The 17,421-nt window shown below is 66.9% G+C and carries 18 protein-coding genes; 8 read left to right on the forward strand and 10 right to left on the reverse strand.

The window, feature by feature from the left end; all coding sequences use genetic code 11:
• Positions 1-8: 8 nt before the first annotated feature.
• The gene (locus ACFYO1_RS18495) at positions 9-788 is read right to left on the reverse strand and encodes an isoprenyl transferase (protein WP_150402228.1); all 780 of its coding nucleotides are present in this window, start codon (positions 786-788) and stop codon (positions 9-11) included.
• Positions 789-969: 181 nt separating this feature from the next.
• Here ACFYO1_RS18495 and ACFYO1_RS18500 point away from each other — a divergent pair, with 181 nt between their 5' ends.
• Complete coding sequence (locus tag ACFYO1_RS18500; protein ID WP_387235207.1) at positions 970-1,620, forward strand: hemolysin III family protein; 651 nt, start codon at positions 970-972, stop codon at positions 1,618-1,620.
• A 96-nt stretch (positions 1,621-1,716) separates the two neighbouring features.
• Positions 1,717-3,318 (forward strand): adenylate/guanylate cyclase domain-containing protein, encoded by a 1,602-nt coding sequence (locus ACFYO1_RS18505; RefSeq protein ID WP_387232255.1) that lies wholly within the window; start codon positions 1,717-1,719, stop codon positions 3,316-3,318.
• Between the two features lie 826 nt (positions 3,319-4,144).
• On the opposite strand, the gene ACFYO1_RS18510 is transcribed toward ACFYO1_RS18505, so the two are convergent.
• Positions 4,145-6,193 (reverse strand): thioredoxin domain-containing protein, encoded by a 2,049-nt coding sequence (locus ACFYO1_RS18510; RefSeq protein ID WP_387232257.1) that lies wholly within the window; start codon positions 6,191-6,193, stop codon positions 4,145-4,147.
• A gap of 206 nt (positions 6,194-6,399) precedes the next feature.
• Entirely contained in the window at positions 6,400-7,884 is a 1,485-nt protein-coding gene (locus ACFYO1_RS18515) for an ATP-binding protein (RefSeq protein ID WP_387232259.1), read from the reverse strand.
• Positions 7,885-8,252: 368 nt separating this feature from the next.
• Here ACFYO1_RS18515 and ACFYO1_RS18520 point away from each other — a divergent pair, with 368 nt between their 5' ends.
• Positions 8,253-8,993: an NAD(P)-dependent oxidoreductase gene (locus tag ACFYO1_RS18520; protein WP_387232261.1), complete on the forward strand. Its 741-nt coding sequence runs from the start codon at positions 8,253-8,255 to the stop codon at positions 8,991-8,993.
• Between the two features lie 42 nt (positions 8,994-9,035).
• Positions 9,036-9,506 (forward strand): PPOX class F420-dependent oxidoreductase, encoded by a 471-nt coding sequence (locus tag ACFYO1_RS18525; protein ID WP_387232263.1) that lies wholly within the window; start codon positions 9,036-9,038, stop codon positions 9,504-9,506.
• Positions 9,507-9,518: 12 nt separating this feature from the next.
• Here ACFYO1_RS18525 and ACFYO1_RS18530 read toward each other — a convergent pair whose 3' ends face one another.
• The 3 genes from ACFYO1_RS18530 to ACFYO1_RS18540 form a co-directional block, all read right to left on the reverse strand.
• Complete coding sequence (locus ACFYO1_RS18530; RefSeq protein ID WP_387232265.1) at positions 9,519-10,232, reverse strand: ATP-binding protein; 714 nt, start codon at positions 10,230-10,232, stop codon at positions 9,519-9,521.
• A 169-nt stretch (positions 10,233-10,401) separates the two neighbouring features.
• Positions 10,402-10,899, reverse strand: a complete 498-nt coding sequence (locus ACFYO1_RS18535; protein ID WP_387232266.1) for a cupin domain-containing protein — start codon at positions 10,897-10,899, stop codon at positions 10,402-10,404.
• Positions 10,900-11,012: 113 nt separating this feature from the next.
• Positions 11,013-11,972, reverse strand: a complete 960-nt coding sequence (locus tag ACFYO1_RS18540; protein WP_387232268.1) for an MBL fold metallo-hydrolase — start codon at positions 11,970-11,972, stop codon at positions 11,013-11,015.
• A gap of 89 nt (positions 11,973-12,061) precedes the next feature.
• Here ACFYO1_RS18540 and ACFYO1_RS18545 point away from each other — a divergent pair, with 89 nt between their 5' ends.
• On the forward strand, positions 12,062-13,006 hold the full coding sequence (locus tag ACFYO1_RS18545) for a LysR substrate-binding domain-containing protein (RefSeq protein ID WP_387235210.1): 945 nt from the start codon (positions 12,062-12,064) through the stop codon (positions 13,004-13,006).
• Here the strand turns inward: ACFYO1_RS18545 and ACFYO1_RS18550 are convergent.
• Positions 12,958-13,860 carry a serine hydrolase gene (locus ACFYO1_RS18550; RefSeq protein ID WP_387232270.1) on the reverse strand — a complete coding sequence of 301 codons (903 nt, stop codon included), beginning with the start codon at positions 13,858-13,860 and terminating at the stop codon, positions 12,958-12,960. The genes ACFYO1_RS18545 and ACFYO1_RS18550 overlap by 49 nt on opposite strands.
• Before the next feature lie 65 nt (positions 13,861-13,925).
• Here ACFYO1_RS18550 and ACFYO1_RS18555 point away from each other — a divergent pair, with 65 nt between their 5' ends.
• Together ACFYO1_RS18555 and ACFYO1_RS18560 are read left to right on the forward strand one after the other, a co-directional pair.
• Positions 13,926-14,489, forward strand: a complete 564-nt coding sequence (locus ACFYO1_RS18555; protein ID WP_387232272.1) for a GyrI-like domain-containing protein — start codon at positions 13,926-13,928, stop codon at positions 14,487-14,489.
• Positions 14,490-14,699: 210 nt separating this feature from the next.
• On the forward strand, positions 14,700-14,885 hold the full coding sequence (locus ACFYO1_RS18560; protein WP_387232274.1) for a hypothetical protein: 186 nt from the start codon (positions 14,700-14,702) through the stop codon (positions 14,883-14,885).
• A 4-nt stretch (positions 14,886-14,889) separates the two neighbouring features.
• On the opposite strand, the gene ACFYO1_RS18565 is transcribed toward ACFYO1_RS18560, so the two are convergent.
• The gene (locus ACFYO1_RS18565) at positions 14,890-15,468 is read right to left on the reverse strand and encodes a TIGR03086 family metal-binding protein (RefSeq protein WP_387232276.1); all 579 of its coding nucleotides are present in this window, start codon (positions 15,466-15,468) and stop codon (positions 14,890-14,892) included.
• Positions 15,469-15,883: 415 nt separating this feature from the next.
• Between ACFYO1_RS18565 and ACFYO1_RS18570 the strand changes: the two genes are divergently transcribed.
• Positions 15,884-16,276, forward strand: coding sequence for a VOC family protein (locus tag ACFYO1_RS18570; protein ID WP_387232278.1), 393 nt, complete (start codon positions 15,884-15,886; stop codon positions 16,274-16,276).
• Between the two features lie 8 nt (positions 16,277-16,284).
• Here the strand turns inward: ACFYO1_RS18570 and ACFYO1_RS18575 are convergent, their stop codons facing one another.
• Together ACFYO1_RS18575 and mca are read right to left on the reverse strand one after the other, a co-directional pair.
• Entirely contained in the window at positions 16,285-16,554 is a 270-nt protein-coding gene (locus ACFYO1_RS18575; RefSeq protein WP_387232280.1) for a hypothetical protein, read from the reverse strand.
• On the reverse strand, positions 16,554-17,420 hold the full coding sequence (gene mca / locus ACFYO1_RS18580) for a mycothiol conjugate amidase Mca (protein ID WP_387235212.1): 867 nt from the start codon (positions 17,418-17,420) through the stop codon (positions 16,554-16,556). The genes ACFYO1_RS18575 and mca overlap by 1 nt, the downstream gene beginning before the upstream one ends.
• Position 17,421 lies beyond the last annotated feature (1 nt).

Below are 17,421 nucleotides of genomic sequence, written 5' to 3' on the forward strand. Positions count from 1 at the left end.
CGGTGCGGTCAGATGCCGAAGCGCCGGTGTCGTGCCGCGAAGTCGCGCAGTGCCCGCAGGAAGTCCACGCGCCGGAATTCCGGCCAGTACGCCTCGGTGAACCATATCTCCGAGTATGCGCTCTGCCACAGCAGGAATCCGGAGAGTCGCTGTTCACCGGAGGTGCGGATGACCAGGTCCGGGTCCGGCTGGCCGGAGGTGTAGAGGTGCTGGCCGATGGCGTTCACGGTGATCGACTGGACCAGATCCTCGCCGGTCTCGCCCGCGGCGATCTCCTGCCGGACCAGCGAGCGCACCGCGTCGGTGATCTCCTGCCTGCCGCCGTAGCCGACGGCCACGTTGACGTGCACGCCGCTGTTGCCCTCGGTCCGCTCGGCGGCGGTGCGCAGACGCTTGGCGATCAGCTCGGGGAATCCGTCGAGCGTGCCGACAATGCGCACGCTCCAATTCTGTTCCGGCGCCGACAGTTCCTCGACCACGTCGGTGATCACCTCGAACAGCGTCTCCAGCTCTTCGGGATCGCGCTGCAGGTTCTCGGTGGAGAGCAGGTAGACGGTGACCATCTCGATGCCCTCGGCCTGACACCAGCCGACGAGCTCGGCGATCTTCACCGCGCCGACCCGATGTCCGTGGCTGACGTCGGTGAAACCGTTCTCTCTGGCCCACCGCCGATTACCATCGCACATCACCGCGACGTGGCGGGGATGTTGTTTGCCGGCCAGCTGCTTCATGAGCCGGGCCTCGTAGATGCGATACGGCAAACCCCGCACCTGAACCGGAAGCTCCACGCGGCCACCCTACGCCCCGCGGGCGGGATCCTGGCAGCGACCGGGTCTCCCGGTACAGTGGCGGTGGGCCGGTAACCTACGGTTCCGTAGGTTACCGGTGAGTTCAACCAGGAGGTAGCTCGTGTCCGAATCGGTCGGCGCCGCAGACCCCGGAGTGGTCGACGGCTCGGGGTCGCAGTCCCTGGCCGAGGCACTGGTGAAGCCCCGGATGCGCGGCTGGATCCACACCTGGGCGGTCGGCATCGCGGCCGTCGCCGCCATCGTGCTGGTGGTCGAGGCGGCCTCCATCTCGGCGACCGCGGGGTGGTCCACCGCCGTCTACGGACTGACCGTGTGCGGTTTGTTCGGCATCAGTGCGGTGTATCACCGGGTCACCTGGCCGACCCCGCAGGCGCGCATCCGGATGAAGCGCGCGGACCACTCGATGATCTTCCTGTTCATCGCGGGCAGCTACACGCCGTTCGCGCTGCTCGGCCTCCCCGGACGCACCGGGCAGACGCTGCTCGTCGTCGTGTGGGCCGGCGCGCTGGCCGGTGTCGCGCTGAAACTGTTGTGGCCCACCGCTCCTCGCTGGGTCGGTGTGCCGCTGTACCTGTTGCTCGGCTGGGCGATCGTGCCGGTGGCCGGGCAGTTGAACAGCGAGATCGGCATCGCCCCGCTGATTCTGCTGCTGGTCGGCGGCCTGTTCTACAGCGGCGGCGCGATTCTCTATGCCACCAAGTGGCCCAACCCGTGGCCGACCGTCTTCGGCCATCACGAGTTCTTCCACGCCGCGACCGTGCTCGCCGCGCTCACCCACTACGTCGCGGTGTGGCTCGTCGTCCTCCGATGACCAGTACGAACGGCTAAGCTGCTCGTTCGTGTTCCTAGTCACTGCCGTTCGTGGCGGCGTATTGCCCGGGCGGATCGTCGCGGACGTGCGAACGCCATGATCGCCCGGTTGGTCATCTGGGCCCTCAAGGCCCGCGCGGGTCTCGCGGCGGTGGTGATCGCCGCGAATCTCAGCGGTCTGTTCGTCATCATCACCGAGCTGTGGCTCAGTGGGTCGCTCAGCCGGCTCGGGCCGGACTGGATCCGGCACATCGCGCTGGCCGGCATCTATCCCACGCTTGGGTTCGTCGCCGGCGTCGCGCTCGCGATCCGGGACCGATCGCATCATTTCGGCTGGCTCGATCAAGGCCGTAAACCGACCGAGGACGAAGCGCGTCAACTGCTGCGCCTGCCGATCACCATCACCACGCGCGCGCTCGCCGTGTGGATTACCGGCGTCATCGTGGCGACCGTGTCGCTGATGCGCCTCGCGCCGGACAACGACCCCGCGGTGATGGCGTCGCTGTTCACCTTCGGCGGGATCGAATCGGTCGGGCTGACCTTCCTCATCGTGGATCGGCTGATCCGGCCGACGATTCCGGTGGTGGCCGCGGTCCTCGGGCCGACCATGCACTGGAGTTCCTCGGTGCTGGTCCGGGTGGTGGTGAGCTGGGCGGTGGCTGCCGCGTTGCCGTTGCTCATGCTGATCGTGGTGCTGGGGAATCCGGTGGCGGACCCGAGCGATCGCGTGCGCACCGCGATCTATCTCTCGGTGGTCGGGCTCGGCGTAGGGGCACTCGCCACCGCCTTCCTGGCGCGCGCCGTGGCCACGCCGATGCGCACGTTGCGCCGGGCTCTGGATCGGATCACCGGAGGCGATCTCGATGTGCGCGTACCGGTGGGCAGCACCAGCGAGATCGGGCGGCTGGAGAACTCGGTCAACGAGCTGGTCGCCAATCTGCGTGAGCGGCAACGGTTGCGGGACCTGTTCGGCCGGCACGTCGGCACCGAGGTGGCCGAGCGAGCGCTGGCCGGTGGGCTGGATCTGACCGGGGACGTGCGGGTGGTTTCCGCGCTGTTCGTCGACGTGACCGGATCGGTCGAACTGTCCACCGGGTTGCCGCCGGAAGAGTTCGTGGCCAAGTTGAATCGGCTGCTCGCGACTGTGGTCGCGGCGACCGAGGAGAACAACGGGCTGGTCAACAAGTTCGAGGGTGATGCGGCGCTGTGCATCTTCGGTGCGCCGATCGCGTTGCGTGACAACGCCACTCCCGCGCTGCGGGCGGCGCGGCGGATCCGCGACGAGGTGGTCGCGGCGGGGGAACTCGATATCGGCATCGGCGTCGCGCACGGGCTGGTCTTCGCCGGGGATATCGGTGCGGACACCCGACTGGAGTACACCGTGATCGGCGACGCGGTGAACGAAGCGGCGCGGCTCACCACCGAGGCCAAGGAGGTGCCGCGGCGAATTCTGGTGAGCGGCGCCACAATCGAGGCAGCCGCGCCGCACGAGCGCGCGAAATGGACACTGTACGAGACGATCCTGCTGCGCGGGATGAAGCAGCCGACCGCCTGCTGGACAGACGTCGATCAGTCCGCAGTCCCCGCCTCGGCGAGCAACAACGGCGATGAGGCGGCTGCGCCCAGCGGTACCGCCGATCCTGATACCGATCGTAGTGCGATGGTCGAAGTTCGCACCGCCGCAACGGAAATCGACTGAGGGGTTGGGGATTTACTGCGCCGTAGCGCATGCTCGACAGTCTGGCAGTCGGCGGCACTCCACCGCTAGCCTGGTGTCCCGCGGCACCCAGTCACTAGCCCGGTAGCCGACGGCACCCCCCCGTGGCGTCCCGGCCGCCACCGCGCGCGACTGACCAAACCGCATTAAGGCGAACGGTCCACCGATCACACCGGCGGAAATGGGGACCGGGCGAACCAGAAGCGCCCCCAATGAGCGCAATTGGGGGCCGACTGGCCATAACGCCGAGCAGCGACTTGATCGCGCCGTCTGGCGGCGAGCACGATGACCAGCAGCGCGGATACCTCCGCGGCCCGCAGCTCAGGCATCGCCACCACCAGCGAGCCATGGGCCGACAACGGTTTGCCGGGCGGTCGGCAGCGCCTACGTCCGCTCTAACGCCGCGCCCCAGCGCGTCTGGCTAGCCGTCGACAAGGTCGAAAACGATCGCAATTCGGTGGTCGGCCGGGCCCGGGCTGAGCAACCCGTTGATCGCGCACCGTCTGGCGGCGAGCGCACTACGAGTGCGATGAGCGGCAGCGCGGCTACCTCCGCACCGATCGGCGCCGCAGCTCGGCATCGCCACGATATCTGGCCGAAACGGTTCGTTGAGCAGTCCGCACGCCTGGCAGCGCTCACATCCGTACTGGCGCTGCGGCTCAGCGACGTACTGCAAGCGGTCCCGCTCGCTGCATGGGGGTGCGGGAACCCACTCCGCATCGCTCAGCAACCAGTTATCGGTTACCGGTAACCACGTGATCTATTGCCCCACGGCCCAACTCGGGGCCGACTCGCCTTTAACCGTTGCCTATGTGCGTTCCAAAGCTGCACGCAGCTCAGCGGCTGTCGCTACGGGGAGGTCGCAGACCGTGCCGCGGCAGACGTAAGCGGCGGGCCCGCCACCGAGCAGGGGGCGATCTGCCAGCAGAGGCACCGAATTCGGTGGGCCCGCCAGGATTACCGTGCCGCCGGGAGCAGTGGTGCGGGCTGTGGCGAGCAGTTCGCTTGGGTCGCTGAATGATTCGGTGGCGATGGCGACCTGGAGGGGACCGCGCAGGGCTGCCTCGGCGACCGTCATCCACTGGCCCGCTGAGCGCGGTGCGCGGGCCAGGACGACCGCGCCGCGCTGGAGGGTTTGTTCGGCCAAGGTGAAGTACGGGACGGCCTGGTCGGGCTCGCTTAGGGCGGCCGCGGTGAGCAGCGCCTCGGCAAGGGCGGACGCTCCTGCGGGGGTCGCGCCGTCGACGGGGTCGCGGGGACGGGCGACCAGAGTCTCGGCGTCGTCGGCGGTGTCGAACCAACTGCCGGGGATGCTGGGGTCGGCGAAGTGCTGAATTGCCTTGTCCAGCAACCGTTGTGCCTCATCGAGCCAGTTGAGGTCGCCGGTTGCCTGATGCAGGGCGAGCAGGCCGGTGACGAGCCAGGCGTAGTCCTCCAGCACGCCGGGCGACGTTCCCGCGATGCCGTTCAGCGAGGCGCGGCGCACCCGGCCGTCGATCACGTGCTCGGACAACAGGAATCGCGCGCAGCGAACCGCAGCAGCCACCCAGTCGCCTTCACCCAGTGCGGCGCCCGCTTCGGCCAAAGCGGTGATCGCCATGCCGTTCCACGCGGTGACCACCTTGTCGTCACGGTCCGGTTGCGGTCGGCCGTCGCGCGACTTACGCAGGGCCGCGACGATGCGTTCGAGCCGATCGATATCAGCGGGTGCCGGATCGGCATATCGGGTGAGCACGGACGTGCCCTGCTCGAAGTTCCCGCCGGTCGTCACACCGAAAAACTCGGCCGCCCAAGCACCTTCGATCGGACCGAGTTCGCCGACCAACTCAGCGGGCGTCCAGACATAGGTCGCGCCCTCCACACCTGGCCGACCGGGTTCGAGATGCGTATCGGCGTCGAGAGCCGACGCGAACCCGCCCTGCTCGGTACCCAGATCATCGAGGATGAACCGCACGGTCTCCCGAGTAACCCGGTGCGCCAGCGACTCCGGCCTATGCCCCGGTGCACGCCGCGCCAAATGCCCGTAGGCACGCAGCAATTGAGCGTTGTCGTACAGCATCTTCTCGAAATGCGGTATCAGCCAAGCGGCATCGACGGAATAGCGCGCGAACCCACCGCGCAACTGGTCGTATATCCCGCCCCGCGCCATCGCGTCGGTCGTACGAGTCACCGCCGCCAGCACCGCCGGGTCACCACTGCGCTCCCAGCTACGCAGCAACCCCTCCAACAACGCCGACGGCGGAAACTTCGGCGCCCCACCGAATCCCGCGTGCTTCGGATCCTCGTCCCGCAGCACCGCCGCGACCGCATGATCGAGCAGCTCCGCCGTGATCGTCAGGTCCGAATCCGGCAGCCCCGCCGCCTGCGCCTGCAACGCCTCGGTCACCTGCGCCGAAGCCTTGTGCACCTCATCCCGCCGCTGCCCCCAGGTCTCGGTGATCGCGGTCAGCAGTTGCGTGAACGACGGCATCCCACCCCGCGGCTCCTTCGGGTAATACGTCCCGCAATAGAACGGCTCCCCCGCCGGCGTCAGGAAGCAGGTCATCGGCCACCCACCCTGCCCCGTCATGGCAACCGTCGCATTCATATAAACCGCATCCAGATCAGGCCGCTCCTCCCGATCCACCTTGATACAAACGAAGTTCTCGTTCATCACCCCCGCAGTACCCACATCCTCGAACGACTCATGCGCCATCACATGACACCAGTGGCACGACGCATACCCGATCGACAACAGAATCGGCACATCCCTGGCCGCCGCCTCCGCCAGCGCCTCCCCATCCCACTCCCGCCAGTGCACGGGATTGTCGGCATGTTGACGCAGATATGGCGAGGTCGCACTGGCCAATCGGTTCATACCCCTAGCCTTCCACATCGGGCAAGGCAAGACGGCTCATGTGCCAGCGCTTTGCCCGTCGACTCCGATCAGCACTCATGCGGCGCTACGTGCCGAATCCAGTTTGGTCAACTGATCGCGGACGGTCACATGAGCGCCATCATCTCAGGGACCCGACCGCTCGGTACCAGCAAGTTTGCCCCATCTCGACGAGACCATTGAAGCCGCTACTCCGTCAACCGGTAGGTGGTGCGCCTGCCCGCGCCACCGACCTGTTCAACCCATCCAGCTTGCCGCATTCCGTTGAGCGCCTTACGGATTCCTTGCTCCGAGAGTCCCATCGTGGCTTGCAACTCGCGAACGGTCGTTGCCCCGGCGGCGAGCAGGGTTGCGATCTTCTGCTGGGTCGCGTTCAGCGGGGGCCTGGAAGCCTGGGCTGGCGCGTGGCCCACAGAGTCGGCGGTGCTACCAGACTGCGAAGTACCGGTGTAGGTTCCGGTTTTCAGTACAGCGGTGAAGCGAATCCCCGTGTCGGCGTATTGAGCTGGAGGAAGTCCGGCATCGTCGAGCGCCTCGGCGATAGTGGGAATACCTGTCGCCAGCGCCTCGATTACCCGGCCTCCGGACTCGGGCGACCGCAGGTACTGGCAGATCTTGACCAGCCACATATTCCGAGCCGACGTGACCGCTTCCTTACCGAGCCGATCCAACGTGATTCCGTAGAGACCACCAGGATTGGTGACGACGAGCCGGTCCCGGCGAAGACGTACCTCGATCGCCATTCCGGCGGACCAGTTGTCGAGGTCGCGGTGCAGGAGGGCGTTAGCGATAAGCTCGCGGAAAGCTGCCAGGGGGTATGCGGGAACGTCGATGACGGTGCCATCGCGCTGAGTGACGATCGCGGTGTCGAAGGTTTGCCGAGCCCAGTCCAGCGCAGCATCCAGCATCCTTGGTATCGGACCCGAAATCGTTACCTGATTGCGTGCCCGCGTCCCGGGGCGATCGGTTGCCAACGGCTCCGCGGCAGCCTGTATCACAAAGCGCGGCATCCATTCTTGCGGGTAAATGCCGAGAGCGAGCAGTCCGGCCACGGTGGGGATCCCGTCAGGGGTCAACGCTCCGGCTCGACGGAGCAACTCATCTCCGCTGAAGCGTCCCAGCCCCTTCCGATCACGGTCTTGAACATTGCGCGTGAAGTCTTCGACCAGTTGATCGTCCAATTCTGCCCTGGTCGCGCCGAGCACCGGAGCACGATCGAACATCGGAGAGTTCCGAGCCGACAGGAACGCCTGTTCCTCCAAAGCCGACATCTTGAAATCGCCGTCGTAACCACGCATGAACGCCGCCCCGGTCGCACTCACCCGGCAGGGTTTAGCAGATTCGTCGCATTCGTGGACGATCGCCACAACCACTGGCTGATCTTCCACGGTCTCGTCACTGATCGTCAGCCGGACCGGCGGCGTGAACGCCCGAGCCTTCTTCGCCAAGCCCTGCTTCAACTCTTGCGTGTTGGTCAGCCCAACCGGTCGAAAACCAAGGTTCTCGTCCAGGCCAAGAATTATCGTTCCACCACCTGGCTGATTCGATAAGGCGGACAGAGTCGAAGTGAGCGACTCCGGGAGACCACCGGCAGCGGATTTGACCTCGACATCGGTGTAATCACCGCCGAGAGCGCGGAGTGTGTCCAGAAGCTGTGCAAGATCCTGAGCCATAGATAAACGCTACTTTAAACGCAACCGAAACGCAACCAAGTAGAGTTGCGTTTCAAGTCGCGAGCAGGTCATCCCAACGGAATCGGCACCGACAAGATCGAGCTATCGGATACCGGACCTCCGATCGCCGCAGGATCGGCGAGGAAGCCGAAGTCTCGCCATGCCAAGGCACCGTCTTGACTACCTTTTCGTAGTCAGGTGGGTCGACTACGAAAGGGTAGTCATTGCCCGGTATGCAGCACGTTGCGAGCTGCTGATCGGGCAGCTCCCGAGATAGAGCCGGGAAAGTTTGCGCTGTTGGTGACACCTGTCACAGGGGCGTCCGGTCACAGGGCTGAGCACTGCGGCGTCTTGTGTTCGTCCAGCTAATGGCCGGGCAAGGGTCCCGGCAGTCGAGGAAAAGAGCTGTTGTCGTGCGTATCACTGTTTTCGGGGCCAATGGGCCTACTGGGCGGCTGCTGACCGGGCAGGCGCTTGCTGCTGGGCATGCGGTTACTGCGGTTACTCGGCGGCCGGAATCGTTTCCGGTGCAGCATGATCGGGTGGAGGTGGTTGGTGCCGATGTGTTCGATGCGGGGGCGGTGGAGGCGGCGGTCGTGGGGCGGGATGCGGTGCTCTCGACGCTGGGGGCGCCAGCCGGCCGGGGACCGATCACGACGTATTCGCTTGGTACGGCGAATGTTGTCGCCGCGATGCGACGACATGGGGTTCGGCGGCTCGGTGTCGTCAGTTCGGCCGGGGTCGATCCGCGTCCGTATGCCGATGCGGGGTTCCTGTTCAATCGGGTGTTCCTGCCCTACCTCACGCGGGTGCTCGGCAAGACGTTGTACGAGGACATGGGGAGGATGGAAACACTGGTGCGCGCAAGCGATCTGGAGTGGACGATCGTGCGGCCGGGTGCGCTCTACCACCTGCCGTCGGTCAGCGCGTACAGCGTGGTCGAGGGGCGGGCCGACGGTATGTACACCGCTCGCGCGGACCTGGCCGCGTGCCTGCTCGGCCTGGTCGCCGACGATCGTTATCTCCGCACTACCGTCGAAATCGTCTCCTCGGTCGGCAATCCGACACTGCTGCAATACATCCGGCACGAGGCCCAGCCGAAGGGGTGAACCGACGCATCGCCGGGGCCGCAGGCAGGGCAAGATAGCGGGATGCCTCGAATCGCCACTGCCGACCAGGTCGAACGCGACGCGCTGCTGGAATTCCTGCGGCAACGGCATCGCGGGGTGCTGGTCACCAGCCGCGCCGACGGCTCACCACAGCTCTCGCCGGTGACCTGTGGGCTCGACTCGGCGGGCCGCCTCGCCGTCTCGACCTATCCGACCCGCGCCAAAACACGCAACGCCAAGCGGAATCCACAGGTTTCGATCTGCGTGCTCTCCGACGACTGGAACGGCCCGTATGTCCAGGTCGACGGCAGGGCCGAAGTCCTGGACATGCCGGAAGCCCTCGACGGTCTGGTCGACTACTACCGCTGCATCTCGGGCGAACATCCCGACTGGGACGAATATCGCGCGGCGATGGTTCGCCAGAACAAGTCGCTGATCCGTGTCCATATCGACCGCTGGGGACCGATTGCCACCGGCGGCTTCCCACCCGCGCTGGCGGAGAACCCGCAATAGGCTCCCCACCGGTCAGCGCGGCGCGCGCCGACCGGCCGCCTCGTTCCGCAGGACCGGCAACTCGAGCAGCGCCAGCGGATTTCCCGACGCCTCGGCCAGGATCCGCTCGCGCGCCTCGAGGGTCAGCGCCGGCCAGCGATCGGTGAGCAGCGCGCCCGCGGCAGCCAGGTCGAGCGGCGCGGGACGCAACTGCGGCACCCCGGCCGCAGCGGATTCGGTACGGCCCGCGAACAGCATGACCACGCCCTCGGCATCGAGCCGCCGCGCCGCGAAGCGGAGCGCTTCGGCCGAGGCCTGGTCGAGCCATTGACAATCATCGACCAGGCACAGCACCGGCCCCTGCGCCGACAACTCGGCGAGCAGCGACAGCGTGGCCAAGCCCACGACGTACGGATCGGCGGGATAGGCGGCCGCGGTCAGGCCGATCGCGCTGCACAGCGCGTCGCGTTGGGGCTCGGGCAGGGCGTCGATCGAGGCACGGCGTTTACCCGAGGCCGGGGCCAGCAGGCTCTGCAAACCGGCGAACAAGAATTCGGATTCAGCTTCCACCCCGGCGCAGCGCAGCACCTGCCAATTCGGGTTCACCAACTCCGCGGCGCGGTCCAGCAGTGCAGTTTTGCCCGCACCGGGTTCGGCGACCAGCGCCAGCGCGGCGCTGCGCCCCTCGCACGCTGCTGCCAAAAGTGTGCTGATGTGCCGTTCTTCACCCATGCGGCCGTACAGCATGGCCACTAACCTAGGCTTTCTGGAACGAATCAGCAAAACGTCGAAGCTGCGGTGAAGTTGCCACGATCCAACGCCGGCCGTCGGTTCCGGAGCGCGAGCTCATCGTCGGTCGGCGAGCCAGCCGCCCCTTCCCGGAAGCTGCCGTCACCGGCGGCCGGCATGTCGTCGTTCAATTCCAGTCGGACCAGATCGGCGGCGGGCCGACGACGGTGACTCCGTAGCTTCGGAGTAAGTCCAGTTGCTGGTCGTGGTCGTGGTCGTGGTCGCGGACCTCGGCCGCGCCGACGCCGGAGAAGTAGCCTTCGATCGCACCCGGCGTATTGCCGACCAGAACCTCGCTCTCCTCGGTGATGGTCTGGAAGGTATGCGGAATATTGCGCGGGCCGTAGACGAAGGCGCCGGGACCCGCCTCGGTGACAGCGCATTCGGTCAGGGAGTATCCGCCGATCCAGAACCGGACCCGTCCGGACAGGATGACCCAGAACTCGTCTTCCCTGGTGTGGTAATGCAGCGGCGGCGCACCCGCGGGGAATACCTTGGCCCGCATGACGGTCAGTGCGCTCGCGGTGTCCTGCTCCGCGAGCACCTGCTCGAAACCGCCGTCGTAGTAACGAACCTGCGGCTGAGTCCAGGGCGCCCGAACGCCCACGGGGCCTGCGTAACCCATTGCGATGTCCTTTCTGTACGGGCGGGACCGTTATGTCGTCCCCCGCGACAAGAAAACCGCAGCCGCCGTCAGCAACGGATCACCGTCCGATCACCATCGATCACGGTGGTACCTCAGGGGGTGAAGGTCTGTAGGTGATCGACGGTGACGAACTCGCTGGTGGGGCTGGCTTGCGCGACCGCCTTGCGGAGCGCTTCGAGACCGCCCCAGTCGTGGGCCGGCTCGGCGAGCGGGTAGTCGAAATCGTCCCAGTGCGTGGGAATTACGTAGCGCGGATTACCGGTGACGCGCAGTAACCGCGCGACATAGTCGGTGATCTTGCCCCCGCCCGCGGGCAACAGCAGCACGTCGGGGTGCAGACCGGTCAACTCGGACTCGATGTAGTTGGAGCCGCCGAAGTTCAGCACGCTCACCCCGCCGCCGCTCACCTCGTAGGCCAGCGTGCCGCCCTCGACCAGATCGCGAATCACCTTGGGCTCCGGTAACTTTGCCGCGCCGAGTCCGGGCCGGGTGCCGGCGAAGGCCACCTCGGCCCGCGCACCGGAGACCGAATGCAGTGAGCGCAGTGCGCGAATGGTATAGCCGTCGAAGCGCAGTCGCTCGCCGCCGGTCGTGATCGACAGCTGCGCTTCGGGGGCGCCGAGTGCGGCCAGCAGATTCAGGTGGGTCTCGGTGCCGAGCACGGTCGCACCGGTCTTCCTCGCCAGGTACGGCACATCGGTCAGATGGTCGTAGTGACCGTGGGTGACCAGGATGTGATCGGCGCGCAGTTCGCCGCTGTCCACGTAGCGGTCGATGAGGGCGGTGTCGACGGTGATCGGGGTGTCCGGATCGGCGCCCGCAGCGGTATAGGTTCCGGTATGGAACCTGGTCAGCCAGGGGTCGATCAACACCGTCTTACCGCCCGGCAGCCGGATTTCCCAGCTGTTGTTGCCCCACCAGCGCAGGGTCGTGCCGCCGGGTGCCGGCGCCGACGGCTTCGCGGATTCCGTTCCGCCACATGCCACTACGCCCGCGAGCACCGCCGCGCCCGCCGTCACCCCGAAGAATTTCCGCCGTCCGAAACCTGTCATGCAGGCACCCCAGCACAGCAGCGATCCCGCTGTCCAAGACCGCCGCGGCCGCTCGGCGATATCGAAACCGATATCGTCGCAGCGTGGACATGCTGCGTCAGCTGCGGTACTTCGTTGCCGTGGCCGAAGAACTTCATTTCGGGCGGGCCGCCGAACGCCTCGGCATCGCCCAGCCACCGCTGAGCCAGCGCATCCGCAAGCTCGAAAACGACCTCGGCGCGCGGTTGTTCGACCGGGACAGCCGCCGGGTCGAGCTGACCGAGGCGGGCCAGATCCTGCTCGCCGAGTCCCGCGATCTGCTCGCCCGCTGGGAGCGCGCGACCTCGCTGGTCGGCAAGGCACATCGCGGCGAGATGGACGCGCTGCGGGTCGGCGTGCCGCCCGAACTGGCGGGACGGGTGCTCGCCGCGATCCTCACCGCGTTCGAGAGCCGCGAGGTCCGCGTGGATCTCCAGGAGCTGACCACCGCCGAGCAGGTCCGCCTGCTGGCCGACCGGCAGCTCGACGCCGGGCTGCTGCAACATCCGGTCGACGTGGTCGGCCTCGAACTGGGTCCCGCCGTGGACACTCCGGTCGGCGTGGTGCTCCCCCGCGATTCACCACTGGCCGTGCGTTCTTCACTCACCCTCGCCGATCTGGCCGGACTCGGACTGGTGATCTTCCCGCGCGCCGCCGCGCCCGGACTCTACGACTCGACCCTGCGCACCTGCTGGGAACACGGCTTCAAACCGACGCGGGTGCAGCACGCCCGAAACCCCGAATTCGTGCTCGGCATGGTGCTTTCCGGCCGTGGCATCGCCTTCGATCAGGGCATGGTGGCGCAGAAGGAACCGCGGGTCGTCTGGCGGCCCCTACCGGAAGGCACCTTGACCTGGCGGCTGTCCCTGGCCTGGCCGGCCCACGCGCCGCATCCGCTGGTGCCCGAACTCGCCGAGCTGATCGTGCGAGTTGTGCAGGGCGACGGCACATCTCGACCAGCAGCGGTTCAGGCCGCGCCGCACCGGCCGTGGAACGTGGTGTACGGCAGTCCGTGATCGATGCGGTCGATCGCGAGCGCGGCGGCGGCGCCGATCGCGCGATCCACCTCGGGCAGCCGCTGTGCGAGCGACTCCACCCTGGTGAATACCGCTACGGCATAACGACTTCCGTCCGGATACTCCAGCACACCGATCTCGTTGCGCACTCCGGGCAAGGTGCCGGTCTTGGCCCACACCCGCACCTCCGGCGGGAACGCGCCGGCGAGCCGATGCCAATTCACTTGCTGGCGCATGAGATCGCGCACCCAGCCGCATGCCTCGACGGGGCCCGCGAGATCCTGGCCGATGAGCGTGAGCAACCGGGTCATCTCCCGCGGCGTGCTCGCGGTGGTCCGAAGCGGGTCCAGCGCGCGGGTGCCGAGGATCTCGGCGGCGGTGAGCGCCGGAAACCGCTCGGCGAACTCGGCCGCATCCCGCGCGCCGATGTCCTCGGCCATGCTCTGCACGATGTGCCGCGGCGCGCCGACGATCCGGGTGGCGCCGAGGCCGAGCTCACGCACCAGCGAGCGCACATTGTCGATGCCGACCCGGTCGAACAGCAGATCGGCGGCGGTGTTGTCGCTCAAGGTGAGCGCGAAGAACGCCGCATCCCGCAGACTCAGATCGACATCGTCGTGACAGCCCGCCGTGCCGACCCCGCCGAGCCGGTCCGCACCCCTGGCCCGTACCCGATCGGCCGGATCCAACTGTCCCGCCGCCACCTGCCGGGCGAACTCCAGCACCAGCGGCACCTTGACCACCGAGGCGAGCACCACCGGCTCGTCGGCGCCCGACCCGGACTCCGCACCGCAGTCGAAGCACCGCGCATGCACCCAGCCCCGCACTCCGGCGTCCCGGAAGATCTCGTCCACGCCTCCAAGCTGCCACACCGACCGGCGCTTGACTCTCCCGGCGCTGGAGCCGCCAGGCTCGCGATATGAAACTCGACCTGGCCAAAACCGACAAGCACTACTACCACGCCCCCACCGAGCCGACGCTGCGCACCTTCGACGCCTATACGTACGTGACGGTCACCGGTTCCGGCGCCCCGGGGAGCCCGGGGTACGTCGCGGCGATCGAGTCGCTCTACCGAACCGCACACGGCGCGAAGAAGATCGCCAAGGCCGCCGGCCACGACTTCGTGGTGCCGAAACTGGAGGGCCTGTGGTGGGTCGACTCCGACGAGCCGCCGCTGACGGTGCCCCGCGAACACTGGCAGTGGAAGTTGATGCTGCGCATGCCCGAGTTCGTCACCGCGGCCATGGTGCCGGGGGCAACCTTCGAGCAGATCACCGAGGGTGACGCCGTTCAAGCGCTGCACATCGGTCCCTACGCGACCGAACCGGAGACCCTGGCCAAGCTGGAAGCGTTCATGAACGCCGAGGGGCTGACGATGAACGGACGCCATCACGAGATCTATCTGTCCGATCCACGCAGAGCACAAGCAGAGACAACGAAGACCATCCTGCGCCACCCCGTTCGCCGGGCCGCCGAAAAATAGGATGCGCCGGTCTAATTCGGCCGGATACAGTTCTCGAGCGCCCGGTGCACGGGCAACGGTGGAATGGAATCCGTTGTCCATCCGGAACTCCGGCGCGCACGGACACGCACCCACGGTGCGCGCACCCGTCTATTTGGGGTGCCCGAAATACGGTGGGCGCGGCGGAAATCGAGCCGATATACCTGCATCTTATGAAAGGGCGTAATTGCCATGCGCGAATTCAGTATCGCACGTCCGAAAGACGACGCAGCCCGGGATATCAGCGCGGCGACGTCATCGGTACATGCCGAGCAACATGCCTTGCACCGCAACCACGGTGGCCGGCTCGCCTACGAGCAGGCGGCGGCGCGCGAGCTGCTGCTGCTCGCGGCCTCGACCGTGATACGGATCCGGTAGCGCGCTACGGGGTGCGCGCCAGCACTTCGCGGCCGACGTAGCCGAGCAACCGGCGATGACCGGGCTCGTCCGCCTCGACGAATACCTCGGCGTCGAAGATGCCGGGAGCGCGGAACCGGTCGATGCCGCCGCCGGCCTGCATGGTGGCGAGAAGTTCGCCACACAACTCGTCGTCGGCCAGGTCCGGCCTGCCGATGGCGACCGCGAGATCGACACCGTGCACAACCAACTCGGTGAGATGCACAAGCGCCGCCGCCGCGGCGGGCAACTCGCCCAGCGGGATGTGCACGGTGTTCTCCAGGGCGTCGAGCCGATGCCAGGCCGCCCGGTCCACCTCCGCAGCCGCCGCGTACGCGCCCTGCGGATCGCCGCCGAGCCAATCGGATTCATGATCGGCACCGGAATCCGTGCCGCTCAACGCGGCCGCGAAGATGTGCATGTTGCCCACCGTGTGGTTCAACACGGCACGCACATCCCACTCCCGGCAGGGCGTCGGCGCGGTCATGGAGCTGTCGTCCAAAGCCGCGACGATCACGCTCGTCGCATCGAGTGCACGGTCGATCTGTCCGATCACGTTGTCCATGAGCTTCCTTCGGTCGAGCGGTCTGGCTGAATTGGTAACACAGGCGGGCGACATACGGAGGCCGTTGCGAAAGCTGCTCGCGGTGAATTAGGTTGCCAGCAGTGTGCTTCTCGGTGGCCGTTGGATTAAGCGGCTGCGTTGGCCGAATACATCTCGCTACAGTGTGCAATGCGCCCGGGTGCGCATGCAACGGCCGCTACACAACGTTTGAAAACTGGTGTGTCAGCGACGTTGTGACCGTAGAGCGGACTATGCGACGAGGTGGAGCTGACAATCGGTTTCGATCGAGCTACGGCTGTGGTGATTTCGTTATCCAGTTCAGGTGTTGTTCAAACCTGTTAAGCCCGATCGAAATTCGGACATTCACACATTCACCTGGCCATCCGGTCGGCAATGCCGCCTATCATCCCTCCGCATGCGCATAGACCTCTGCACGCTCGTCGTCGACGACTACGACGCGGCGATCGCCTTCTTCACCGAAACGCTCGGCTTCGACCTGATCGAGGACGCTCCGGCACAGACCAACGACGGACGCCCGAAACGCTGGGTCGTCGTCCGCCCGCCCGGCGCGCAGACCGGCCTACTGCTGGCCCGCGCGGACGGTGCCGAACAGTCCGCAGTAGTCGGCAACCAGACGGCGGGCCGCGTCGGATTCTTCCTCCAGGTAGACGATTTCGACGCCGCGTTCCACCAGATGGTGGCGCGCGGCGTCGAATTCGTCACGGCGCCAAGGCAAGAGCCCTACGGACCGGTCGCGGTATTCGTGGATATCGCGGGCAATCGCTGGGATCTGCTGGGCCCCAGCTGATCTGAACGTCAGGGTTTGTCGGCGCGACTATCCGGCTCCGCTTCGTCCTGCCGGGTGGTGATGCCGCGCTCGGTCCCCTCGTCGGCCTCCTGGTCCGGTTCCGGGTGCTCCGGCTCGAAGGTGGCGGGCAGCTTCTTCAGATGCTTGTTCATCGAGCGAACCAGCAGCACGGTGCCCGCGAGCAGGATCAGGATGATCACCAGGCCGAGCGGCGACGCCTTACCGAACTCCGGCCCGGTCGGGGTGCCGCCGGGCGCTTGGGCGAGCAGAGCCAGCATCACCGGTGCTCGTCCTCGATCCCGGCGAACAGATCGGTCTCCGGCAGCGCCGTCTTGACCCTGGTCTTGGCCAGCTCGAACTCCTCGGTCGGCCAGAGCCGCTGCTGCAGCTCCAGCGGGATGGCGAAGAACGCGCCGTTGGGGTCGATCTGGGTGGCGTGTGCGCGCAGGGCGTCGTCGCGCTGCGGGAAATACTTGGCGCAGTCGATCTGCGTGGTGACCCGGGAGAACACGTCGCCGCGCTCGGGGACGTACTTGCGCATCCGGTCCAGCCACTCCTGCAAGGGGAACGGCTCGCCCATCCGCTCGTACTCCTCGGCGAACACCTCCATCCGGCGGGCAGTGAAACCGTGGTCGTAGTACAGCTTCAGCGGCGTCCACGGCGCGCCCGCATCCGGGAACTGCTCGGGATCGCCGGCCGCTTCGTAGGCGGCGACCGATACCTCGTGGCAGCGGATGTGGTCCGGATGGGGGTAGCCGCCCAGCTCGTCGTAGGTGGTCATCACGTGCGGGCGAAACTCGCGCACCACCCGGACGAGCGCCTCGGTGGCCTCCTCGAGCGGTACCGTCGCGAAGCTGCCCTCGGGCAGCGGCGGCAGCGGATCGCCCTCCGGCAGGCCGGAATCGACGAAGCCGAGCCAGTGCTGGCGCACGCCGAGCGCACGCGCCGCGGCGGCCATCTCCTCGCGCCGGATCTCGTTGATCCGGTCCAGGACACCGGGGGTGTCCATCGCGGGGTTCAGGATGCTGCCACGTTCGCCGCCGGTCAACGTCACGATAAGGACGTCGTGTCCCTCGTCGGCGTACCGGGCGGTCGTCGCGGCACCCTTGCTGGATTCGTCGTCGGGGTGGGCATGCACCGCCATG

This window comes from Nocardia sp. NPDC006044 (assembly GCF_042871115.1).
GTDB lineage: Bacteria > Actinomycetota > Actinomycetes > Mycobacteriales > Mycobacteriaceae > Nocardia.